This window comes from Ramlibacter sp., from assembly GCF_035627355.1.
GTDB lineage: Bacteria > Pseudomonadota > Gammaproteobacteria > Burkholderiales > Burkholderiaceae_C > Ramlibacter.
Genome location: NZ_DASPLW010000007.1, coordinates 164475 through 187143, shown reverse-complemented (window position 1 = coordinate 187143; position 22669 = coordinate 164475). Strand labels below are relative to the sequence as shown.

Genomic DNA, 22669 nt, shown 5'->3' with positions numbered 1-22669 from the left:
CGCTACTGCAGGAAGCCGATGCGGCCCTTGGCCGAGACCGGCTTGGGCAGGTCGTCCACCCCGATCTCGTCGCGCTGGTCCAGGCGCGCATTCCCGAAGCCGGTCATGAGCGCACGGCGCATCTCGCGCGGCGCCAGTTCCGCCAGCAGGTCGAGCACGGCGTCGGTGGGCTCCGGCTGGAAACGCGAGCCCCAGCCGTGTTCGCCGCGGATGCTGCGATAGAGGTTGCGGGCGATCTGGCGCGCCGCCTCGAAGGAGGGCGGCTCGATCTCGAACACGTTCATGCGGTTGAGGATCGGCTCGGGGATGCCGCGGTCGTCATTGGCGGTCAGGACCCAGATCACCTGGCTGGCGTCGATGGACACCTCCGCGAACTCATCGACGAAGGCCTGCGCGGTGTCGTGTTCCAGCAGGCCGTAGAGGGCGCCGAGCGGGTCGTACTGCGCGTCCGCCGACGCCTTGTCGATCTCGTCGACCACGATCACCGGGTTCGCGTACTGCCCTTCGACCAGCGCCTCGAACACCTTGCCGGGCTTGGCGCCCTTCCACTGCGAGGAGGCGCCGGACAGCAGCCAGCCCGCCGTCATCGAACTCATGGGCACCAGGTTCATGCCGGTACCCAGCAACTCGGCGAGCTTGCGCGCGAAGTGGGTCTTGCCGATGCCGGGCGGCCCCAGCAGCAGCATAGGGGTGACCTCCAGGCCATCGCGGCTGTCCTGCGACAGGGCGACGTGGCGCTTGAGGTCGTCCAGCGCGTCGGCGAAATTGGGCAGCTCGGCGTACAGCGCCGCCATGTCGGGGACGCCGCTGGGCTTGACCTGGAAGCGCTCGGGGCCGCGCTCCAGCATGCGCTCGTAGGTGCTGCGCAGGTTCTCGTGGTCCTTGCCGGGCAGCTTGGCCAGCTTGCGCTCCACCTCGTGCGGGCGGAACACGTTGCGCACGTGCGCGATCGGGAGCCTGAACGAATCGGCTTGATGGGGAACCAGACTTCGGCTTTCCATGCTCGCGAACTCCTACTCAGCTGGAACCATTCCAGCATAGGACGAGCGGGAGTTCAATCGAGTCGGACCGCAACCGCGAGATGGTGTCGGCAATATGCCGAGGCGGGCGGTGGCAGCCGGCGTTGCCGGCTGCTGATGATGGCGGGCTTCAGCCCTGGGAGCCGGCCGCCTTGCCGGCGCTGGCGCCGAGCACCTGCTGCAGCTCGCCGCTCTGGTACATCTCCATCATGATGTCCGAGCCGCCGATGAACTCGCCGCGCACGTAGAGCTGCGGAATGGTCGGCCAGCTGCTGTAGTCCTTGATGCCCTGGCGGATCTCGTCGTCCTCCAGTACGTTCACGGTCGCCAGTTTGTCGGGGTCCACGCCGCAGGCCTTGAGGACCTGCACCGCACGGCCCGAGAAGCCGCACATGGGGAAGCTGGCGCTGCCCTTCATGAACAGCAGCACCTCGTTGTTCTTGACCAGCTGGTCGATGCGTTGCTGGACGTCGCTCATGTTTCGTTTCTCCAGGAGGGTGGGGCGCACGGCCCCGACTAGTCTGGGGCGGATTATCCCCGCTCGGGCCGCCGCCCGCCCGAACACCGGTCAATTCCGGCGAGGTCTTTCCGGGTCTCGATGTCGCCGAATCCGGCGCCCTGCAGGAGCGCGCGCACGGCCTCGGCCTGGTCCCAGCCGTGCTCCAGCAGCAGCCAGCCGCCGGGCACCAGCCGCGCCGGGGCCGCCACGATGATCCGGCGCAGGTCGTCCAGGCCGTCCGCCCCGGCCGCAAGCGCCTGCAGGGGCTCATGGGCCAGCGCGGCCAGGTGCTCGTCGCCCGCGCGCACGTACGGCGGGTTGCTCACGACCAGGTCATAGGGGCCCTCGCAGCCGTCGAGCCAGTCCCCCTGGCTGAGCTGGACCGCCAGGCCCAGCCGGCGTGCGTTGCCGCCGGCGGCTTCGAGGGCGCCGGCGCTGGCGTCGACGGCCTCGATCCGCGCATCCGGCCTCCGGCTGGCGAGCGCCAGCGCGATGGCACCGCTGCCCGTGCCCAGGTCCACGATGCGCGGCCCGCGAAGGCCTTCGATCGCCTGCAGCGCCCATTCGACCAGGGTCTCGGTCTCGGGGCGCGGCACCAGCACGCGCGGATCGATGGCGAGCTCCATTCCGAAGAATTCCTTGCGCCCGGTCAGGTAGGCCACCGGCTCGCCGGCCAGCCGGCGGTCGCACAACACCCGGAAGGATTCGGCGGCAGCCGGCGCGAGGGCATCGTCGTCATGGGCGAGCAGCCAGGCGCGGTCGCTGCCGGGCCGGCCGAGCACGTGCAGCAGTAGCAGGTGCGCGTCGATCCGCGCCACCCCCTGGGCGGCGGCCTGCCGCAGCGCGTCCGCCAGGGTCATGCGGCCGGCGCGCCCAGCCCGAGCTCGAGCTCCTGCAGCTGTTCCGCCTTGCGCGCCAGCAGCAGGCCTTCGACCAGTTCGTCGAGCTCGCCTTCCATCACGAAGGTCAGCTTGTACAGCGTCAGGTTGATCCGGTGGTCGGTCACCCGGCCCTGGGGGAAGTTGTAGGTGCGGATGCGGTCGCTGCGGTCGCCGCTGCCGATCAGGCCCTTGCGGGTGGCCGCTTCCCGGGCCTCGCGCTCGCTGCGTTCCTTCTCCTGGATGCGCGCGGCCAGCACCTGCAGGGCCTTGGCCTTGTTGCGATGCTGCGAGCGGTCGTCCTGGCACTCGGCGACCATGCCGGTCGGGATGTGGGTGATGCGGACGGCCGAATCGGTCTTGTTGATGTGCTGCCCGCCGGCGCCGCTGGCACGGAAGGTGTCGATGCGCAGGTCGGCCGGGTTGATCTGGACCGCCTGCGCCTCGTCGGGTTCGGCCAGCACGGCCACGGTGCAGGCGCTGGTGTGGATGCGGCCCTGCGTCTCGGTGGCGGGGACGCGCTGCACGCGGTGGCCGCCCGACTCGAACTTGAGCTTGCCGTAGACGCCGTCGCCCACGATGCGCAGCACCACTTCCTTGAAGCCGCCGACCTCGCCCTCGCTTTCGCTCACGACTTCGCAGCGCCAGCCCTGGCGCTCGGCATAGCGGGTGTACATGCGCAGCAGGTCGCCGGCGAACAGCGCCGACTCGTCGCCGCCGGTTCCGGCCCGGATCTCCACGAACGCATTGCGCGCGTCGTTGGGATCCTTGGGCAGCAGCAGCAGCTGCAGTTCCTCCTCCAGCGCGGGCAGCTCCGCCTCGATGGCATCGATCTCCTCGCGCGCCATGTCCGCCATGTCCGCGTCTTCGAGCATCTCGCGCGCCTGGGCCAGGTCCGATTCGCGCTGGCGCCAGCGCTGGAAGCGCTGCGCGACCTCGCTCACCTCGGCGTGCTCGCGCGTGAGCGCCCTATAGCGCTCCAGGTCATTGGCGGCGTCGGGCTGCTGCAGGAAGAAGTCCAGTTCCTGCAGGCGGACCGGGTAGCGCTCGAGTTGCTGGCGGAGGAAGGGTTTCATCGAGGGGAGTGTCGGATGACAGGGGACGGCGCCGCGCATTCGCCATTCGTCATCGACGCGCAGCGAGGTCATGCGCCCCGCAGGGGCTCAGACTAAGCTAACGTTCCTTGCGCAGGAAGAAGTGCTCGATCGCGCTGCTGGCGCGCTCGCGGGCGGCCGCATCGCCGGCATGCAGCTCGGCCAGGGCACCGTGCAGCATCTTCTGGGTCAGCCCCTTGGAAAGGGCCTCCATCACCGCATCGACGCTCTCGCCCCGGGCCAGCAGCTTGCGGGCCCGCGCCAGTTCCATCGTGCGCCACTCGTCGGCCTGGGCATTGAGCTGGCGGATCAGCGGCACGGTGCCGCGCTGGTCCATCCAGTGCAGGAAGCTCTGCACGCCCGCATCGATGATGGCTTCGGCCTGGGCCACCGCCGCTTCGCGCTGGGCCTGCCCGGCCTGCACCACGTGGGCGAGGTCGTCCACGGTGTAGAGGTACACGTCCTCCAGTGCCTTGACTTCGGGCTCGATGTCGCGCGGCACGGCCAGGTCGACCATGAACATGGGCCGGTGCTTGCGCGCCTTGATCGCGCGCTCGACCGCGCCCAGGCCGATGATGGGCAGCTGGCTGGCGGTGGAGCTGATCACCGCGTCGAATTCGTGCAGGCGCCCCGGCAGGTCGGCCAGCCGCATCACCTCGGCGCCGAAGCGCAGGGCCAGCTTCTCGCCGCGCTCCAGCGTGCGGTTGGCCACCGCGATGTGCGCCGGATTCCTGGCCGCGAAATGGGTGGCTGCCAGCTCGATCATCTCGCCGGCGCCGACGAACAGCACCTTGATGCGGCCGAGGTCCTCGAACAGCTGGCTGGCCAGCCGCACTGCGGCCGCGGCCATGCTGATCGAGTGCGCGCCGATCTCGGTGGCGCTGCGCACTTCCTTGGCGACCGCGAACGAACGCTGGAACAGCTGGTTGAGCGTGGTGCCCAGCGCGCCCGCCTCGTCGGCGACCCGGACCGCGTCCTTCAGCTGGCCCAGGATCTGGGCCTCGCCCAGCACCATGGAGTCGAGCCCGCTGGCGACCCGGAACGCATGACGCGCCGCCATGCCGCCCTGCAGGGCGTAGGCATGCGAGCGCAGCACGGCGGGCGACACGCCGCCCGACTGGGCCAGCCATTCGAGCGTGGGCTCGACGCCGTTGGCCGGGCCGGCACAGTAGATCTCGGTGCGGTTGCAGGTGGAGAGGATGGCCGCCTCGGGCTGGCGTGCCAGGGTGCCCTGCAGGTTGTGCCGCAACGCCTGCAGGGTGGGCGCGATCTGGTCGATGGCAAAGGCGAAACGGCCCCGCAGGTCGAGCGGGGCCGTCGTGTGGTTGATGCCCAAGGCCCAGACTGCCATGGCCGGGATTATAAAATTCCCCGCATTTCCAAGCACTTAGCCTGCATCAAAGCACCCGGCCGCATGGGCCCGATCGATTTCCTGGTCCATTTCACGAACTTCCTGGCGCCCGCCCTGTTCCTGGGGCTGGTCCTGCCGCTCGCGGCGCGCCTGGTCCTGCGGGGCTCACGAGGCGGCCGGTTCTGGCCACAGGCCGGGCTGGTCGCGCTGGCCGGCGCGGCCATGCTGGGCTTGGGCCTGTGGGTGTTCGGGCGCGACGGCAAGATGGCCACCTATGCGGCCATGGTGCTCGCCGCCGGCTCCGCCCAGTGGCTGCTGGCCCGGGGCTGGAAGTAGGCCTTTCGACTCCCTTCATGCTGTTCCTGCTCTCGCCAGCGAAGACGCTGGACTACGAGTCGCCCCTGCGCGACCTGCCCCGCACGCTGCCGCGGTTTGCCGACCGCTCCCAGCGCCTGATCGCGACGCTGCGCCGCAAGTCGGCCCGGCAGGTGGGCGAGCTCATGGCCATCAGCCCGGCGCTGGCCGAGCTCAACGTGGCCCGCTACCGGGCGTGGTCGCCCGAGCCGACCGAAGCTACGGCCCGCCAGGCGGTGCTGGCCTTCGCCGGCGACGTGTACGAGGGGCTGGATGCGGCCAGCCTGTCGCGCACCGAGCTGGACTGGGCGCAGGCGCATGTCCGCATGCTCAGCGGCCTGTATGGCGTGCTGCGCCCCTACGACTGGATGCAGCCCTACCGGCTGGAAATGGGCACCGCCTTGGCCGTGGGCCGGACACGCAACCTGTACCAGTTCTGGGGCAGCGAGATCGCCGTCCTGCTGGACCAGGAGCTGGCCGGCGAGGGCGACCCGGTCGTCGTCAACCTGGCCTCGCAGGAGTACTTCCGGTCGGTCGACCGCGGGCAACTGAACGCCCGGGTGGTCGAGTGCGTGTTCGAGGACTGGAAGTCCGGCCAGTACAAGGTCATCAGTTTCTTCGCCAAGAAGGCCCGCGGGCTGATGGCCCGCTACGCCATCCAGCGGCGCATCGACCGGCCCGAAGGGCTGCACGATTTCGACCTGGAGGGCTACGGGTTCGACCCGAAGGCCTCCAGCCCCGATCGGCTGGTGTTCCGGCGGAAAATGCAGCCATGACCACCCGAACCCAACAGCAGGTCACGCCCGAGCTGCGAAAGTGGATCGTCGACCAGGCCCAGGCCGGCCACAGCGCCGAGTCGGTGCTGCGGTCCATGCTGGCCAGTGGCTGGCAGGAGGAAGTGGCCATCGAGGCCATGGAAAGCACGCTGCGCAGCCACCTGGAAAGCCAGGCCGTGGCCAACGGATTGCCGCCCTCCGTACCCGTGCCGGACCCGAAGCTGGACGAATCGCCGCTCTACGTGGATGGCGGCGACCGGCGGGTGCACGTGCTGCAGAACATGTACAACCCACGCGTCGTCGTCTTCGGCAACCTGCTGTCCGACGAGGAATGCGACGAACTGATCGCGCTGGCGCGCCCGCGGATGGCGCGCTCGCTCACGGTCGCCACCAAGACCGGCGGCGAGGAGATCAACGACGACCGCACCAGCCAGGGCATGTTCTTCCAGCGCGGCGAGAACCCGCTGGTCAGCCGGATCGAGGCGCGCATCGCCCGCGTGCTGCACTGGCCGGAAGAGAACGGCGAAGGCCTGCAGGTGCTGCACTACCGGCCGGGCGCCGAGTACAAGCCGCACTACGACTACTTCGACCCGGCCGAGCCCGGCACGCCGACCATCCTGCGGCGCGGCGGCCAGCGCGTGGGCACGCTGGTGATGTACCTGGCCGAGCCGGAAAAGGGCGGCGGCACCACCTTCCCCGACGTGCACCTGGAGGTGTTCCCCAAGCGCGGCCACGGCGTCTTCTTCAGCTACGAGCGCCCGCACCCGTCCACCCGCACGCTGCACGGCGGCGCGCCGGTGCTGGCCGGCGAGAAGTGGATCGCCACCAAGTGGTTGCGCGAGCGCCGCTTCGAATAGGGCCGCCCCACCGGCCCGTCCTTCCGGCGCGCGCCACCGCGAGTTCGCGCCACCCCGACTGCTGATGCCCAATTCCCCCGACCAATCCCTGCTCGGCCGGCCGGCCCCGCATCCGGAGGCCTACGCGCCCGAGCTGCTCTATCCGATCGCGCGTGCCCCCAAGCGCCAGGAACTCGGCGTCGGGGCGCAGCCGCCGTTCTTCGGCGCCGACCTGTGGACCGCCTACGAGCTGTCCTGGCTGACGCCCCGCGGCAAGCCCGTCGTCGCCATCGCGCACGTCACCGTGCCTTGCGAGACCCCCAACATCATCGAGAGCAAGTCCTTCAAGCTGTACCTCAACAGCTTCTCGGGCAGCCGCTTCGGCTCGGCCGACGAGGTGCTGGCCCGCCTGCGCACCGACATCGCCGAAGCCGCATGGCGGGGCAGCGATGCCGCCGGCTCGGTCGGGGTGCGCCTGACGGCGGCCGACGCCTTCGACCAGCAGCAGGTGCACGAGCTGGACGGCCTGCTGCTGGACCGGCTGGACATCGAATGCACCGACTACACGCCGCAGCCGGCGCTGCTGTCGGCCGCCTTCGACGAGCAGCCGGTCGAGGAAACGCTCACCAGCAACCTGCTCAAGAGCAATTGCCCGGTGACCGAGCAGCCCGACTGGGGTTCGGTGCAGATCCGCTACTTCGGGCCGCAGATCGACCAGGGCGGGCTGCTGCGCTACCTCGTGAGCTACCGCAAGCACGACGAATTCCACGAGCAGTGCGTGGAACGCATCTTCATGGACATCCGCCAGCGCTGCCGCCCGACCCGGCTGTCCGTGTATGCGCGCTACACCCGGCGCGGCGGCCTGGACATCAATCCCTTCCGCACCAGCCACCCGGCGGCCCTGCCGGCGAACGTGCGCACCGCGCGCCAGTAACGCCAGGGGCACCGCAGCCGGTATCAGGGCTGGCGGAACAGGTCGGGGATGGGCTCGGAGGCGTGCGGGGCCGAAGCCGTGGCAGCCAGCGCCGCTTCGTCAGCGCGGGCCAGCTTGCCAACTCGCACACCCAGCAGGCGCAGCCGGCGGTCCAGCGGCACGCGCCGCAGGCATTGCCCGGCCACGCGACGGATGGTGCGGGGATCGTCCGTGAACTCGTCGACCGTCTGGTCGCGCGTGGCGATGCGGAAATCGTCGTAGCGCAGCTTGATGCCTATGGTCTTGCCCACGTAGCCCTTGCGCTGCAGGTCGCCGGCCACCCGCTCGCACAGGTCGGTGAAGATCGCGCCCAGCTCGGCCCGGTCGTGCACGGCGTGCAGGTCGCGCTCGAAGGTGGTCTCGCGGCTCATGGAGACCGGCTCGCTCTCGGTCACGACCGGCCGCTCGTCGCGGCCCCAGGCCACCTCGTGCATCCAGGCGCCGGTCGACCGGCCGAAGTGCTCCACCAGCCAGCCGCGGTCCTGTGCCGCCAGCTCGCCGATCGTGCGGATGCCCAGGCCGTGCAGCCGCGCCTCCGACTTGGGGCCTATGCCGTTGATCTTGCGCACCGGCAGCGGCCAGATCCGGGCCTGCACGTCCGCCTCGCGGACCACCGAGATGCCGTTCGGCTTGTCGAATTCGCTGGCCATCTTGGCGATCAGCTTGTTGGACGCCACGCCGATCGAACAGGTCAGGCCGGTGGCGTCGAAGATCGATCGCTGGATCAGCCGCGCCAGCACCCGGCCGCCCTCGCGCTGGCCGCCGGGCACCTCGGTGAAGTCGATGTAGACCTCGTCGATGCCGCGGTCCTCCACCACCGGCGCGATCTCGCGGATCACCGACTTGAAGGTGCGGGAGAAGCGGCGCACCTCCTCGAAGTCCACCGGCAGCACGATGGCCTGCGGGCACAGCCGGGCGGCCTTCATCATGCCCATGGCCGAACCGACCCCGAACTGCCGCGCCGGGTAGGTGGCGGTGGTGATCACCCCGCGGCCGACGTAGTCCTTCAGCAGCGGGAAGGCCTCGGGCGGGATCTCGGACAGGGGCCGGCCGGCGAAGCGGTCACGCAGCATCTCGTCGACCTTGCGCCGGCCGCCGCCGATCACCACCGGCAAGCCCTTGAGCTGCGGGTAGCGCAGCAGTTCCACCGACGCGAAGAAAGCGTCCATGTCCAGGTGGGCGATGCGGCGCTGCAGGGTCACGGCAGCGATTTTCTCCGACGCCGGCGGCCTGCCGGCGGCGCGGCGAGGGGGCTCAGTGGCCGGCCGGCGTGCCCGTGGGATAGCTTCCCGGCAGCAGGATGCCCTTGTCGACCGTGGCGATGTCGGTGCGGCCGCAGAAGGCCATGGAGAGATCGAGTTCCTTGTGGATGATCTCCAGCGCCCGGGTGACGCCTTCCTCGCCCATCGCGCCCAGGCCGTACAGGAAGGCGCGGCCGATGTAGGTGCCCTTGGCGCCCAGCGCCACCGCCTTGAGCACGTGCTGGCCGGAGCGGATACCGCCGTCCATGTGCACCTCGATGCGATCGCCCACCGCATCGGCGATCTCCGGCAGCGCGGAGATGGAGGAGGGCGCGCCATCGAGCTGGCGGCCGCCGTGGTTGGACACGATCAGTGCGTCGGCGCCGGAGTCCACCGCCAGGCGGGCGTCCTCCACGTCCTGGATGCCCTTGAGGATCAGCTTGCCGCCCCAGCGCTTCTTGATCCACTGCACGTCGTCCCAGGACAGGCGCGGGTCGAACTGCTTGGCGGTCCACTCGGACAGCGAACCCATGTTCTCCACGCCCTTGACGTGGCCGACGATGTTGCCGAACTGCCGCCGCTTCGTGCCCAGCATGCCCAGGCACCAGCGCGGCTTGGTCATCATGTCCAGGATGTTGGCGGCGGTCAGCTTCGGCGGCGCCGACAGGCCGTTCTTCAGGTCCTTGTGGCGCTGGCCCAGGATCTGCAGGTCCAGCGTCAGCACCAGGGCCGAGCAGTTGGCCGCCTTGGCGCGGTCGATCAGGCGCTCGATGAAGTCGCGGTCGCGCATCACGTACAGCTGGAACCAGAACGGGTGGTTGTCGGTCGCCGCGGCCACGTCCTCGATCGAGCAGATGCTCATGGTCGAGAGCGTGAAGGGGATGCCGAACTTCTTCGCCGCGCGCGCCGCCAGGATCTCGCCGTCGGCGTGCTGCATGCCGGTCAGCCCGGTGGGTGCGATGGCGACCGGCATGGCGACCGGCTGGCCCACCATGGTGCTGCGGGTGCTGCGCCCTTCCATGTTCACCGCCACCCGCTGGCGGAACAGGATCCGGCCGAAGTCGTCCTCGTTGGCGCGGTAGGTGCTCTCGGTCCAGGAGCCCGAGTCCGCATAGTCGTAGAACATGCGGGGCACGCGCTTTTGCGCCAGCTGGCGCAGGTCTTCGATGTTGGTGATCACGGGCACGATGGGTCTCCTCCGGGGCGCGGCCATGCTAATGCCGCGGCCGTTGCGGCGATTTGAAGTTTTGGCGCCGCGGCTGCAATTTTGCTCAGGCGGCCGGCCGGCCCTCAGGCCAGTCGCTGCCGGTGGCGCGCGACCTGCGCCCGCACCTGTTCCGGCGCGGTGCCACCCAGCACCCGGCGGGCGTCCAGCGAGCCGCGCAGCGAGAGGACCTGGAACACGTCCTCGCCGATCGACGGGTGGAAGCCTTGCAGCGTGGCCAGCGGCAGCTCCGACAGATCGCAGCCCTGCTGCTGCGCCGCCTTGACGGCGTGCGCCACGGTCTCGTGGGCGTCGCGGAACGGCAGGCCCTTCTTGACCAGGTAGTCGGCCAGGTCGGTGGCGGTGGCGAAGCCCTTGCGCGCGGCCTGCTCCATGGCCTCGGGGTTCACCGTGATGCCGCCCATCATGTCGGCGAAGATGCGCAGCGTGTCGCGCAGCGTGTCCACCGTGTCGAACAGCGGCTCCTTGTCCTCCTGGTTGTCCTTGTTGTAGGCCAGCGGCTGGCCCTTCATCAGGGTCACCAGGGCGACCAGGTGGCCGGCCACGCGGCCGGTCTTGCCGCGCGCGAGCTCGGGCACGTCCGGGTTCTTCTTCTGCGGCATGATGGACGAGCCGGTGGTGAAGCGGTCGGCGATGCGGATGAAGCCGAAGTTCTGGCTCATCCACAGGATCAGTTCCTCCGACAGCCGGCTGACGTGCACCATCGCCAGCGTTGCCGCGGCGGTGAATTCGATGGCGAAGTCGCGATCGCTCACCGCGTCCAGCGAGTTCTGGCACACGCCGTCCATGTCCAGCGCCCGGGCGACGGCCTCGCGGTCCAGCGGGTAGCTGGTGCCCGCCAGCGCGGCCGCGCCCAGCGGCAGCCGGTTGACCCGCTTGCGCACGTCGGCCATGCGCTCGGCGTCGCGCGCGAACATCTCGACGTAGGCCAGCATGTGGTGGCCGAAGCTCACCGGCTGTGCCACCTGCAGGTGGGTGAAGCCGGGCAGGATCACGTCGGCGTTCTGCTCGGCCAGCCCGAGCAGCGCCAGCTGCAGCTCGGACAGCAGGCCGGTGATCAGGTCGATCTCGCCGCGCAGCCACAGGCGCACGTCGGTGGCGACCTGGTCGTTGCGGCTGCGGCCGGTGTGCAGGCGCTTGCCGGCGTCGCCCACCAGCTGGGTCAGGCGGGCCTCGACGTTCAGGTGCACGTCTTCGAGTTCCAGCTTCCAGTCGAAGGTGCCGGATTCGATCTCCTGGGTGACCTGCGCCAGTCCGCGCCGGATGTCCGCCAGGTCCTGCGCGGAGATGATGCCGCGGTCGGCCAGCATGGCGGCGTGGGCCAGCGAGCCCCGGATGTCGGCGCGCCACAGGCGCTGGTCGAAGCCGACGCTGGCGGTGTAGCGCTGGACCAGCTCGCTCACCGGTTCGGAGAACAGCGCGGACCAGGCCTGGGACTTGTGATCGAGTTGCGACATGGACGGGGACCGGGGCGGCGCCCGGGATAGGTGGTTGGCCCGAGGGGGCCGGGCGCCCCGATTCACCAATAATCGGGCTGCGCCTGCTCAGCATGAAAGACTCGCAAATTTTATCGGCCTTCCAGGACCTCCCCGACGGCGGTCGCGGCCAGGTGCCGCCCGCGCCGCCGCAGGTGCTGCTGTTCGATGCCTGCCAGATCGGGGTGGTGCTGCGGGCGGTGCTGTCCGTCGAGGCCGTGATGGCCGTCGGGGCCATGTTCGGCGCGGAAGGCCTGCGCGAGTGGCTGGTGCGCCTGTCCATGCTCAGTGGCGCCGCGCTGCCCGCCACCCTGGCGTGGCTGGTGGCGGGCTGCAGCCTCAAGCGCCTGCTGGCCCGACTGCCGCAGCCCGCCCAGCACGTGGCCGGCATCGCGATGGGCGCCTTGGCCGGCCTGTACGGCTGCGGGCTGGTGGCGCTGGTGACCTGGCCGGCGCCGGCGCCCTGGGTGGCGTCGGCCTTCGCGGGCGCGCTGATGGCCGCGGCGCTGCTGGCGGCGCTGGCGCTGCGGGCCAAGGGCCGCATGCCGGCCGAGACGACCGCCCGCCTGTCCGAGCTGCAGGCGCGCATCCAGCCCCATTTCCTGTTCAACACCCTCAACACGGCGATCGCGCTGGTGCGCGAGGACCCGGCGCGCGCCGAGGCCGTGCTGGAGGACCTGAGCGACCTGTTCCGGCGCGCCCTGGCCGACCAGGGCGAAGCGGTGACCCTGGAGGAAGAAGTGGTACTGGCGCGCCACTACCTGGCCATTGAGCAGGTCCGGTTCGGCGAACGATTGCAGGTCGAATGGGCCATCGACCCGGCGGCGGGCAAGGCCAAGGTCCCGCCGCTGTTCCTGCAGCCGCTGGTGGAGAACGCCGTCAAGCACGGGGTGGAGCCCAGTTCGAGCGGCGCCGAGGTGAAGATCAGCACGCAGCGGCGCGGCGCCAGCGTCGTGATCAAGGTGACCAACACGGTGCCGGCGGGCCAGGGCCGCCCCGGCCACGGCGTCGCGCAGGCCAACGTGCGTGACCGCCTGCGCCTGCTCCACGACGTGCAGGCCCAGTTCCGAACCGTCCTGAAGGACGGCATCTACCAGGTCAGGATGGAGGTTCCGGCATGAGCGAAGCGCTGCAGGTTCTGGTGGTCGACGACGAACTGCTGGCACGCGCGCGGCTGCGCACCCTGCTGTCGGATTGCCGCGCGCCGGCCGCGCGCGTGGCCGGCGAGGCGGCCAACGCGACCGAGGCCATGGAAGCCCTGCGGCGGGGCAGCTTCGACGCGCTGCTGCTGGACGTGCGCATGCCGGGCGCCGATGGGCTGGCGCTGGCGCAGGCCATGCGCGGCATGCCGCGCGAGCCCGCCGTCGTGTTCGTCACCGCGCACGCCGAGCACGCGGTGGAAGCCTTCGAGCTGGAAGCGGTGGACTACCTGACCAAGCCGGTGCGGCTGGAGCGCCTGCAGGTGGCGCTGCAGAAGGTGGAACGGGCGCTGGCGGCGCGGCGGGCCCCCGCCGGCGAGCCGCAGGAGATGCTGGTGATCCAGGACCGTGGCAGAACGGAGCGCGTTCCGCTGTCGGAGGTTCTCTATTTCAAGGCCGAACTCAAATACGTGACCGTCCGCACCGCGACCCGCAGCTATATTCTGGATGCGTCGCTCAGCGAGCTGGAAGAGCGCCACGCGCCGCAGTTCCTGCGGGTCCATCGCAATGCGCTGGTCGCCTTGCGGGCGGTGCGGGCGCTGGAAAAGCACGACGACCCCGAAGAGGGCGAGGGCTGGGCGATACGGCTCAACGGCATCGATGAGCTGCTGGCGGTATCGCGGCGCCAGCTGACGGCCGTGCGGGAGGCGCTGACGCGTTAGCGCGGGGCAGGGGGACTCGTTGCAGCGAGGGCTATCCCCATGGATCCGGAGCATCAAGTCGACACCGTGCTGGAGGAGGTCCCTTCCCCGCAGGACATCGACCCCAAGGAACCGCCGCAGTCGGTGATGCAGCCGCAGGCCGACCCGCGCAGCCTGGCGCTGGCGGTGCTGGCCACCCTGGCGGTGCTGGCGGTGCTGCGCTGGGGTAGCGCCTTCTTCATCCCGCTCATGCTGGGCTTCGTCTTCTACTACGCGCTGGCCCCGGTCGTGGACGCGATGGTGCGTTTGCACATTCCGCGGGCGGCCGCCGCAGGTGGCCTGATCCTGGCCATCCTGTCCGGCAGCGGCACGGCGCTGTGGTCGCTGACCGACGACGCCAACGAGCTGATCGAATCGCTGCCGGCGGCGGCCGAGCGCGTGCGGGCGGCGGTGCAAGACCGGACCGGTCGCAAGACCCCGCTGGAGCCGGTGCAGAAGGCCGCGGCCGAGCTGGAGAAGGCGGCCGAAGCCGCGGACCGCAACACCCAGTCGGCGCGGCCCCAGCGCGGCGTGCAGCGGGTGGTGGTGGAGAAGCCCCGGTTCGACATCCGCGAGCACCTGTGGAGCGGCACCGTGGGCCTGGTCAGCCTGGTGGGGCAGGTCGTCGTGGTGACGTTCCTGACCTACTTCCTGCTGCTCTCGGGCGACACCTTCCGGCGCAAGCTGGTGCGGATCGCGGGCCCGGGCCTGTCGGAGAAGAAGCTGACCGTGCAGGCGCTGGACGAGATCAACGTGCAGATCCAGCGCTACCTGCTGGTCCAGCTGCTGGCCAGCCTCGGCGTCGGCGTCATCACCGCCGTGGTGTTCGCCCTGCTCGGCATGGAGCACGCGGCGGTGTGGGGCGTGGCCGCGGGCGTCCTCAACCTGGTGCCCTACGTCGGCTCCATCCTGGTGACCCTGGCCGCGGGGCTGGTGGCCTTCCTTCAGGCCGGCGAACTGGAGCTGCCGCTGCTGGTCGTCGGCGCCTCGCTGCTGATCAACACCGTGGAGGGCTACCTGCTGGTGCCCTGGCTGACCAGCAAGGCAAGCCGCATGAACGCCGTGTCCGTGTTCATCGGCGTGCTGTTCTGGGGCTGGCTGTGGGGCGTGTGGGGCCTGCTGCTGGGCATCCCGATCATGATGGTGATCAAGGCGGTGTGCGACCGGGTGGAACACCTCAAGCCGGTCGGCGAGCTGCTCGGCACCTGAACCCCGGGAGAATCGCCGTCATGGAGAACATCGCCGGACTGCTGACCGATCCCCAGGCCTGGATCGCGCTGCTCACCCTCACCGCGCTGGAGCTGGTGCTGGGCATCGACAACATCGTCTTCATCTCCATCCTGGTGGACAAGCTGCCGCCGCACCAGCGCGAGCGGGCCCGCCGACTCGGCCTGTTCATGGCCATGTTCATGCGCCTGGGCCTGCTGCTGGTGCTGGCCTGGATCATCGGCCTGACGGCGCCGCTGTTCACGCTGCCGCTGGTGGACCAGGAGGTGTCCGGCCGCGACCTGATCCTGATCGCCGGCGGCCTGTTCCTGATCTGGAAGAGCACCGGCGAGATCCACGCCTCGCTGCAGGGCGAGGAACACCACGAGGGCTCGATGGCGATCAAGTCCACCTTCGGCGCCGTGATCGTGCAGATCATGCTGGTGGACATGGTGTTCTCGCTTGATTCCATCATCACCGCGGTCGGCATGGTCGACGAACTGGCCGTGATGATGGCGGCGGTGGTCGCCTCGGTCGGGATGATGATGCTGTTCGCCGGCCCGATCGGCCGCTTCGTTTCCCGGCACCCGACGGTGAAGATGCTGGCGCTGTCCTTCCTGATCATGGTCGGCATGGTGCTGATCGCCGACGGCTTCGAGTTCCACGTGCCCAAGGGCTACGTGTATTTCGCAATGGCGTTCTCGGTCGCGGTGGAGATGCTCAACCTGCGCCTGCGGCGGCGCGCCACCGTGCCGCTGCAGGACCGCAGCGAGTACGAGAAGGCTGCGGGCGGCCGGCGCTGAGCCGGCGGCGTTCAGCCGGTGTTGCGCAAGCCGGCGGCGATCCCGTTGATCGAGATGTGGATGCCGCGGCGCACGCGCTCGTCGGCCTGTCCGGCGCGGTAGCGGCGCACCAGTTCCACCTGCAGGTGGTGCAGCGGATCGATGTAGGGGAAGCGGTGCCGGATCGAGCGCTGCATGGCCGGGTTGTCGGCCAGTCGCTGGCGTTCGCCGGTGACCAGCGTCAAAGCCTCGGCCGTGCGGTGCCATTCGGCCTCGATCGCGGAGAAGATCCGCTTGCGCAGGCGGGCGTCCGCCACCAGGCTGGCGTAGCGCGAGGCCAGGGCCAGGTCGCTCTTGGCCAGCACCATGTCCATGTTGGACAGCAGCGTGCGGAAGAAGGGCCAGTGGCGGTACATCTTGCGCAGCAGGGCCAGCCGCGCCTTGCGCGGCGTGCCGGGCTCGCCCTCGAGGAAACCGGCCACCGCCGATCCGAAGCCGTACCAGCCCGGCAGCGTCAGCCGGCACTGGCCCCAGCTGAAGCTCCAGGGGATGGCCCTCAGGTCCTCGATGCGCTGGCTGGGCTTGCGCGACGCCGGCCGCGACCCGATGTTGAGCTCGGCGATCTCGCGGATCGGCGTGGCGGCGTAGAAGTAGTCCGCGAAGCCGGGCGTCTCGTAGACCAGCGAGCGGTAGGCGGCCATGCTGGCTTCCGACAGCTGCGCGGCGGTCTCGAGGAATTCGCGCGGCGCCGGCTTGGGAGCCTGTAGCAACGTGGCCTCCAGCGTGGCGGCCACCAGCGTTTCCAGGTTGCGGCGCCCGATCTCGGGGTTGGCGTACTTGGAGGCGATCACCTCGCCCTGCTCGGTCAGCCGGATCTGCCCGCGTACCGTGCCGGGCGGCTGCGCCAGCACGGCCTGGTAGCTAGGGCCGCCGCCGCGACCGACCGTGCCGCCGCGGCCGTGGAACATGCGCAGGCGGATGCGGTGGCGCGGCCCCAGCCGGTCGAACAGCTCCACCAGCGCCGTGCCGGCCCGATACAGCTCCCAGTTGCTGGTGAAGATGCCGCCGTCCTTGTTGCTGTCGCTGTAGCCCAGCATCACGTCCTGCTCGCCGCCCGAGCGCTCCACCAGCGCCGCGATGCCGGGCAGCTCGTAGAACGCCTGCAGGATGGGGGCCGCGTTGCGCAGGTCCTCGACGGTCTCGAACAGCGGCACAACGATCAGCGCGGCGACCGCGTCCTGGTCCAGCGTGCCCAGCAGCAGGCCGCACTCCTTCTGCAGCAGCAGCACCTCCAGCAGGTCGCTGACCGCCTCGGTGTGGCTGATGATGTAGTGGCGGATCGCCTCGGGTCCGTACTGCGCGCGCAGGCGCAGCGCGCGCTCGAAGATCGCGAGCTCGCCGGCGGAATGGTCGGAGTAGCGCGCCCCGAGCACCCGCAGCGGCCGCGCATCGCCCAGCAGCCGCAGCAGCAATTCGCGCCGCGCCGGCTCCGGAAGGCGCTCGTAGTGGGGCTCGATGCGGGCCACGGCCAGCAGCTCGGCCACCACCCGTTCGTGCTGGTCCGAGCTCTGGCGCAGGTCCATGGTGGCCAGGTGGAAGCCGAACACCTCGACGGCGCGGATCAGCGGCTGCAGCCGGTGCGCCGCCAGCGCCCCCGAGTGGTTCGCCCGCAGCGAGGCCCGGATGGTGCACAGGTCGGCATGGAACTCCTGCGCCGATGCGTAGGGGTTCTGCGGCGGCAGCAGGTGGCGGGCGGCCTCGCCGCCGGTCAGCGCCTTCAGCGTCGCCGCCAGCCGCGCATACATGCCGGCGAGGGCGCGCCGATAGGGCTCGTCCTGGCGGTGCTCGTTGCTGTCGGGAGAGCGCGCGGCCAGTTCGCGCATCTCGGGCGTGATGCCCACCAGCAGCGCCGACACCGACAGCTCGCGGCCCAGGAAGTGGACCTCGGTCAGGTAGTGGCGCAGCGCCACCTCGCCCTGGCGGCGCAGGGCCTGCTCCAGCGTCTGCGCGCTGACGTTGGGGTTGCCGTCGCGGTCGCCGCCGATCCACATGCCCATGCGCAGGAAGCTCGCGACCGGCTGCGCGCCCAGTTCCCGCTCGAGTTCGGCATAGAGCTTGGGGATCTCGCGCAGGAAGGTGGCCTCGTAGTAGGACAGCGCGTTCTCGATCTCGTCGTCGACGGTGAGCTTGCTCAGGCGCAGCAGGCGCGTGTGCCACAGCTGCATCACGCGCGCGCGGATCTGCGACTCGTTCGCCGCCAGTTCGCGCGGGGCCAGGGCGTCACGCGGCAGGGCACGCGCCTTGATCTCGTCGCGTTCGGTCAGCAGCAGGGCGATCTCGCGCTCGGCGTCCAGGATGCTCTTGCGCTGCACCTCGGTGGGATGCGCCGTCAGCACCGGCGACACGTAGCTGCCGGCCAGTGTCTGCGAGATGGTGCGCGGCGAGATGCCGGCCCAGCGCAGGCGCGCCAGCGCCACTTCGATGCTGCCTTCCTGGGTGTCGCCGGCCCGCTCGTGCACCGCGCGGCGCCGGATGTGGTGGCGGTCCTCCGCCAGGTTGGCCAGGTGGCTGAAGTAGGTGAAGGCGCGGATCACGCTGACCGCCTGGTCGCCGCTGAGCGACTTGAGCAGGCCCTTGAGCGCGCGGTCGGCCTCGTGGTCGGCATCGCGCCGGAAGGACACCGAGAGCTTGCGGATGCGCTCGACCAGCTCGAAGGCGGCGACGCCCTCCTGTTCGCGGATCACGTCGCCCAGGATGCGCCCCAGCAATCGGATGTCTTCGACCAGCGGCCGCTCGTTGTCGCGGGCACGCCGGGCCGGCGTGTCCGGCGGGGATAGGGCCATGGTTGTTCTCCGGGCTGCTCAAATTTTCGGCAGCGCGGATGCTAGCATCGGCCTCCTCCATCCCTCGCAGACAGGACCGACTTGACCCGCTTCGTCATCGCCACCCGCGAAAGCCGGCTTGCGCTCTGGCAGGCCGAGCATGTGAAGGCGCTGCTCGGGCAGCAGGGCCACGAGGCCTCGCTGCTGGGCATGACCACCCGCGGCGACCAGATCCTGGACCGCAGCCTCAGCAAGGTCGGCGGCAAGGGCCTGTTCGTCAAGGAACTGGAAGTCGCGCTGGAGCAGGGCCAGGCCGACCTGGCGGTGCATTCGCTCAAGGACGTGCCGATGGACCTGCCCGAGGGCTTCGAACTGGCCTGCGTGCTGGAGCGCGAGGATCCGCGCGACGCGTTCGTTTCGCCGAAGTACGCCTCGCTGGAGAATCTGCCGGCCGGTGCCGTGGTCGGCACGTCCAGCCTGCGCCGCGTGGTGCTGCTGCGTGCGCTGCGCCCGGACCTGCGGATCGAGCCCCTGCGCGGCAACCTCGACACGCGCCTGCGCAGGCTCGACGAAGGCGGCTATGACGCGATCGTGCTGGCCGCGGCCGGCCTCAAGCGGCTGGGGCTGGCCGATCGCATCCGCACGGTGTTCGAGCCATCGCAGATGCTGCCGGCGGCCGGCCAGGGCGCACTGGGCATCGAGGCGCGCAGCGGCCGTGAGGACGTGCGGGCCGCGCTGGCGCCGCTGGCGCACCAGTCCACCGCGCTGGCCGTTGCGGCCGAGCGCGCCGTGAGCCGTGCGCTGGGTGGCTCCTGCTCGATGCCGCTGGCCGCCCATGCCACGCTGGCCGGCGAGTGGCTGCGCATCGAGGCCGCCTGGGGCGACCCGGACCGGCCGGGCGTGCTGGTGCGGGCCCAGGCCAGCGGGACGATCGGCAGCGCCGAGGAGGCCGCCGCCCTGGGCACCGAAGTGGCTGCCCGCCTGCGCGCCGGCGGCGCGCACTGAGGCCGCATCCAATGCGGGTGGTGCTGACCCGCCCCCGCCCTGAAGCCCGGCGATGGGCGGATACCTTGGTGGCGCGTGGCCACCAAGTGCTGCTCTTGCCCCTGATCGACATAGCCCCGGCCCCGGATGCACGGGCCGTGCAGCAGGCCTGGTCGTCGCTGCCGGATTGCCAGGCCGCGATGTTCGTCAGCGGCAACGCGGTGCAGGGTTTCTTCGGCACGGGCAATGGGCGGGACTGGCCGTCCACGACGCGCGCCTGGTCGCCCGGGCCCGGCACCACGCGGGCCCTGGTGGCGGCCGGCGTGCCGCCTGGTCGAATCGACGCGCCGCCGGCCGATGCGGCGCAGTTCGACTCCGAGGCGCTGTGGCCGGTGGTGGCGCCGCAGGTGCAGGCCGGCGCGCGCGTGCTGCTGGTGCGCGGTGCCGGCGCCGATGGCCGGCCGGCCGGCCGCGACTGGCTGGCGCAGCAGCTGATGCAGGCCGGCACCCACGTCGACACCGTGGCCGCCTATGCGCGGCGCCTGCCGCAGTTCGATGACGAAGCCCTGGCGCAGGCGCGGCGCGCCGCTGGTGACGGTTCGGTGTGGCTGTTCAGCAGCTCGGAGGCGATCGCCAACCTGCGCCGCCTGCTGCCGGGGCAGGACTGGTCGGGTGCCCGTGCAATCGCCACCCACGAGCGCATCGCGCAGGCCGCGCGCGGCGCCGGATTCGGTGTTGTATGCCCGTCACGACCGGCCGAGGCCGACGTGGTGGCCGCCCTAGAATCGTTCGGATGAGTGCCGCCGACACCGGGCGGGACCCTCCGTCCGCACCGCCAACCCCTCCATCCGGATCCGAGCTCCCCACCAGCGCCAACGAGGCCGCCGGCGCGGCGCCGTCGCTGCTCCGGGCGGCGATCGGGGTGCTGGCCGTGGTCGCGGCGGCCGGCCTGGTGTCCAGCGGCCTGCTCTGGCAGAAGCTGTCCACCATCCAGGAGCAGCTCGCGCGCCAGAGCGCCGATGCCGGCAGCCACGCCACCGAGGCGCGCGCGCTGGCCCGCCAGGCGCAGGAGCTGGCCCGCGACGTGGCCGCGCGGCAGGCGGTGCAGGACACGCGCCTGAACGAGGTCGCCCTGCAGCGCACCCAGCTCGAGGAGCTGATGCAGAGCCTCTCGCGCTCGCGCGACGAGAACCTGGTCGTGGACATCGAGGCGGGCCTTCGCCTGGCCCAGCAGCAGGCTCAGCTCACGCTCAGCGCCGAGCCGCTGCTGGCCGCGCTGCGTACCGCCGACCAGCGCCTGGCGCGCGCGGGCGAGCCGCGCCTGGCCCGCATCCGCAGCGCGATCGCGCGCGACATCGACCGCATCAAGTCCGCGGCCGTGACCGACGTGCCAGGCATCCTGTTGCGGCTCGACGAAGTGGCACGGCAGATCGATGAACTGCCGCTGGCCAACGGCGTGGGTGCCGCGGGGGCTCGCCGAGCCGCCCCATCTGCCGGGCAGGCGAGTCCGGCGCCGCCGAACGGCTGGCGCAAGCTGCTGGACGCCGTGCGGGAGGAGGCGCGCTCGCTGGTGCGGGTCAGCCGGATCGACGAGCCCGATGCCATGCTGCTCGCGCCCGAGCAGGGCTTCTTCCTGCGCGAGAACTTCAAGCTCAAGCTGATGAACGCGCGCCTGGCGCTGCTCTCGCGCCAGATCGATGCGGCACGGGCCGACGTGGGCGCCGCGGCCGCGGCACTGGACAAGTACTTCGATGCGTCCGCCCGCCGCACCCAGGCGGTCGCGCAATCGCTGCAGCAGATGCAGCGCCAGTTGCGGGTGGTCGAGGTCCCGCGCATCGACGAGACCCTGGCCACCCTGGCCACGGCGGCGGCAGGGCGCTGAGGTGAGGGCGCACCGCGAAGTCCGTCCGGGGCCTCGCCGCGAGGGCCAGGCCGGATTCGCGCCGGTTCGCGAGCGATCCGGGGGTCACTGACATGCGCGCCGCCCTCTGGCTCCTCGTGCTGTTCGGCGTCGCCGTCGCGGTGGCGCTGTTCGCCGGCAACAACCAGGGCACGGTCACGGTGTTCTGGCCGCCCTACCGGCTGGACCTGTCGCTCAACCTGGTGCTGGTGCTGCTGCTGGCGGCCTTCCTGTTCCTGTACGCGGCCCTCCGCGCGCTGGCGGCGCTGTTCGACCTGCCGCGGCAGGCGCTGCGCTGGCGGACCCAGCAGAAGGAGCGGGGCATGCACGCTTTCCTCCTGGATGCGCTCTCGCACCTGCTGGCCGGCCGCTTCATCCGGGCCCGCAAGTCGGCCGAGGGCGCGCTGGCTCAGGAGGCCTCGCTCAACGCCGGCGGCGCCGGCCCGGCCAACGGGCCGCAGGTGCGAGCCCTGGCCCACCTGCTGGCCGCCGAGAGCGCGCATGCCCTGCAGGACCGCAGCGCGCGCGAGCTGCACCTGAAGCAGGCGCTGGACCAGACCGGCCCGCGCGATGCGCCCGAGTCGCACGAAGGCGCGCTGATGCGGGCGGCGCGCTGGTCGCTGGAGGACCGCGACCCGCAGGCCTCCGTGGCCTGGCTGCAGCAGCTGCCGGTCGGCGCCGGCCGGCGCACCCTGGCCTTGCGCATGAAGCTCAAGTCGGCGCGGCTGGCCGGGCATACCGGCGAGGCGCTGGAGACCGCGCGCCTGCTGGCCAAGCACCGCGCCTTCTCCGCGCTGGCCGCGCAGACCCTGGTGCGTGGGCTGGCGACCGAGCTGCTCGACGGCGCGCACGACCCGGCGCAGCTGCAGCGTGCCTGGGGCGAGCTGGACCCGGCCGAACGCGCGATGCCCGAACTGGCCATCCACGCCGCCCAGCGGCTGCTCGCGCTCGAGGGCGATGCGCAACTCGCGCGCGAGTGGCTGCTGCCGGTGTGGGAGCGGCAGCAGGTCCTTTCCGGGCTGCAGAAGGTGCGGCTGGTCGCCGTGCTGGAAGAGGGGCTGGAGAGCGTGGACGCCGACTGGCTGTCGCGCATCGAATCGGCCCAGCGCGCCGATCCGCGCGACGCCGCCCTGCAGTACCTGGCGGGCATGGCGTGCATGAAGCGGCAGCTGTGGGGCAAGGCCCAGCAGTTGCTGACGCAGGCGGCCGCGAACCTGCAGGATCCCGGCCTGCGCGGCCGGGCCTGCCGCGCCCTCGCCCGGCTGGCCGAGCAGCGCGGCGACGAAGCCGCGGCGGCCGCGGCCTGGCGGCAGGCCGCGCAGGCCTGAGGTCGCCGCGGAGAAGAAGAAAGGGAGCCGAAGCTCCCTTTCCGTTT

At 71.0% G+C, this 22669-nt stretch carries 21 protein-coding genes; 12 read left to right on the top strand and 9 right to left on the bottom strand.

The genetic code is table 11. The features are described 5' to 3' along the window. Positions 1-2 precede the first annotated feature (2 nt). From VEC03_RS02335 to hemA, 5 genes are all read right to left on the bottom strand, one after another. A complete protein-coding gene (locus VEC03_RS02335) occupies positions 3-1001 on the bottom strand; it encodes an AAA family ATPase (RefSeq protein WP_324912520.1) in 999 nt (332 codons plus the stop codon). 148 nt (positions 1002-1149) lie between these two features. Beyond that, positions 1150-1497: a Grx4 family monothiol glutaredoxin gene (gene grxD / locus VEC03_RS02330; protein ID WP_324912519.1), complete on the bottom strand. Its 348-nt coding sequence runs from the start codon at positions 1495-1497 to the stop codon at positions 1150-1152. Between the two features lie 53 nt (positions 1498-1550). Further along, positions 1551-2378 (bottom strand): peptide chain release factor N(5)-glutamine methyltransferase, encoded by an 828-nt coding sequence (prmC, locus tag VEC03_RS02325; RefSeq protein WP_324912518.1) that lies wholly within the window; start codon positions 2376-2378, stop codon positions 1551-1553. Beyond that, positions 2375-3472 (bottom strand): peptide chain release factor 1, encoded by a 1098-nt coding sequence (gene prfA / locus VEC03_RS02320; protein WP_324912517.1) that lies wholly within the window; start codon positions 3470-3472, stop codon positions 2375-2377. Before prfA ends, prmC begins: the two co-directional genes overlap by 4 nt. 97 nt (positions 3473-3569) lie before the next feature. Beyond that, positions 3570-4841: a glutamyl-tRNA reductase gene (gene hemA, locus VEC03_RS02315; RefSeq protein ID WP_324912516.1), complete on the bottom strand. Its 1272-nt coding sequence runs from the start codon at positions 4839-4841 to the stop codon at positions 3570-3572. 63 nt (positions 4842-4904) lie between these two features. Here hemA and VEC03_RS02310 point away from each other — a divergent pair, with 63 nt between their 5' ends. The 4 genes from VEC03_RS02310 to queF all read left to right on the top strand — a co-directional run bounded on the left by VEC03_RS02310 (position 4905) and on the right by queF (position 7741). Next, positions 4905-5177: a hypothetical protein gene (locus tag VEC03_RS02310; RefSeq protein ID WP_324912515.1), complete on the top strand. Its 273-nt coding sequence runs from the start codon at positions 4905-4907 to the stop codon at positions 5175-5177. A gap of 17 nt (positions 5178-5194) precedes the next feature. Continuing rightward, complete coding sequence (yaaA, locus tag VEC03_RS02305; protein WP_324912514.1) at positions 5195-5971, top strand: peroxide stress protein YaaA; 777 nt, start codon at positions 5195-5197, stop codon at positions 5969-5971. Further along, on the top strand, positions 5968-6828 hold the full coding sequence (locus tag VEC03_RS02300; RefSeq protein WP_324912513.1) for a 2OG-Fe(II) oxygenase: 861 nt from the start codon (positions 5968-5970) through the stop codon (positions 6826-6828). Before yaaA ends, VEC03_RS02300 begins: the two co-directional genes overlap by 4 nt. A 64-nt stretch (positions 6829-6892) precedes the next feature. Continuing rightward, positions 6893-7741, top strand: coding sequence for an NADPH-dependent 7-cyano-7-deazaguanine reductase QueF (gene queF, locus VEC03_RS02295; protein ID WP_324912512.1), 849 nt, complete (start codon positions 6893-6895; stop codon positions 7739-7741). A gap of 23 nt (positions 7742-7764) precedes the next feature. Here the strand turns inward: queF and dinB are convergent, their stop codons facing one another. The 3 genes from dinB to argH all read right to left on the bottom strand — a co-directional run bounded on the left by dinB (position 7765) and on the right by argH (position 11703). After that, positions 7765-8949 (bottom strand): DNA polymerase IV, encoded by a 1185-nt coding sequence (gene dinB / locus VEC03_RS02290; RefSeq protein ID WP_324912663.1) that lies wholly within the window; start codon positions 8947-8949, stop codon positions 7765-7767. A gap of 85 nt (positions 8950-9034) precedes the next feature. Next, positions 9035-10207 carry an alpha-hydroxy acid oxidase gene (locus VEC03_RS02285; RefSeq protein ID WP_324912511.1) on the bottom strand — a complete coding sequence of 391 codons (1173 nt, stop codon included), beginning with the start codon at positions 10205-10207 and terminating at the stop codon, positions 9035-9037. A 104-nt stretch (positions 10208-10311) separates the two neighbouring features. Beyond that, positions 10312-11703 carry an argininosuccinate lyase gene (argH, locus tag VEC03_RS02280; protein ID WP_324912510.1) on the bottom strand — a complete coding sequence of 464 codons (1392 nt, stop codon included), beginning with the start codon at positions 11701-11703 and terminating at the stop codon, positions 10312-10314. A gap of 92 nt (positions 11704-11795) precedes the next feature. On the opposite strand from argH, the gene VEC03_RS02275 reads away from it, so the two are divergent. From VEC03_RS02275 to VEC03_RS02260, 4 genes are read left to right on the top strand one after another with little or no spacing between them, the layout of a single operon-like run. Next, positions 11796-12842 carry a sensor histidine kinase gene (locus VEC03_RS02275; protein WP_324912509.1) on the top strand — a complete coding sequence of 349 codons (1047 nt, stop codon included), beginning with the start codon at positions 11796-11798 and terminating at the stop codon, positions 12840-12842. Then, a complete protein-coding gene (locus tag VEC03_RS02270; protein ID WP_324912508.1) occupies positions 12839-13582 on the top strand; it encodes a LytTR family DNA-binding domain-containing protein in 744 nt (247 codons plus the stop codon). Before VEC03_RS02275 ends, VEC03_RS02270 begins: the two co-directional genes overlap by 4 nt. A 39-nt stretch (positions 13583-13621) precedes the next feature. After that, positions 13622-14809, top strand: a complete 1188-nt coding sequence (locus tag VEC03_RS02265; RefSeq protein ID WP_324912507.1) for an AI-2E family transporter — start codon at positions 13622-13624, stop codon at positions 14807-14809. Between the two features lie 29 nt (positions 14810-14838). Then, positions 14839-15609 (top strand): TerC family protein, encoded by a 771-nt coding sequence (locus tag VEC03_RS02260; RefSeq protein WP_324912662.1) that lies wholly within the window; start codon positions 14839-14841, stop codon positions 15607-15609. An 11-nt stretch (positions 15610-15620) separates the two neighbouring features. Here VEC03_RS02260 and ppc read toward each other — a convergent pair whose 3' ends face one another. After that, complete coding sequence (gene ppc, locus VEC03_RS02255) at positions 15621-18431, bottom strand: phosphoenolpyruvate carboxylase (protein WP_324912506.1); 2811 nt, start codon at positions 18429-18431, stop codon at positions 15621-15623. Between the two features lie 81 nt (positions 18432-18512). Between ppc and hemC the strand changes: the two genes are divergently transcribed. The 4 genes from hemC (at position 18513) to VEC03_RS02235 (ending at position 22622) form a co-directional block, all read left to right on the top strand. Then, positions 18513-19415, top strand: a complete 903-nt coding sequence (gene hemC, locus VEC03_RS02250) for a hydroxymethylbilane synthase (RefSeq protein ID WP_324912505.1) — start codon at positions 18513-18515, stop codon at positions 19413-19415. A gap of 11 nt (positions 19416-19426) precedes the next feature. Further along, entirely contained in the window at positions 19427-20191 is a 765-nt protein-coding gene (locus tag VEC03_RS02245) for a uroporphyrinogen-III synthase (protein WP_324912504.1), read from the top strand. Beyond that, entirely contained in the window at positions 20188-21276 is a 1089-nt protein-coding gene (locus tag VEC03_RS02240; RefSeq protein WP_324912503.1) for a uroporphyrinogen-III C-methyltransferase, read from the top strand. Before VEC03_RS02245 ends, VEC03_RS02240 begins: the two co-directional genes overlap by 4 nt. Positions 21277-21368: 92 nt before the next feature. After that, the gene (locus tag VEC03_RS02235) at positions 21369-22622 is read left to right on the top strand and encodes a heme biosynthesis protein HemY (protein ID WP_324912502.1); all 1254 of its coding nucleotides are present in this window, start codon (positions 21369-21371) and stop codon (positions 22620-22622) included. The last annotated feature ends 47 nt before the right edge of the window (positions 22623-22669 follow it).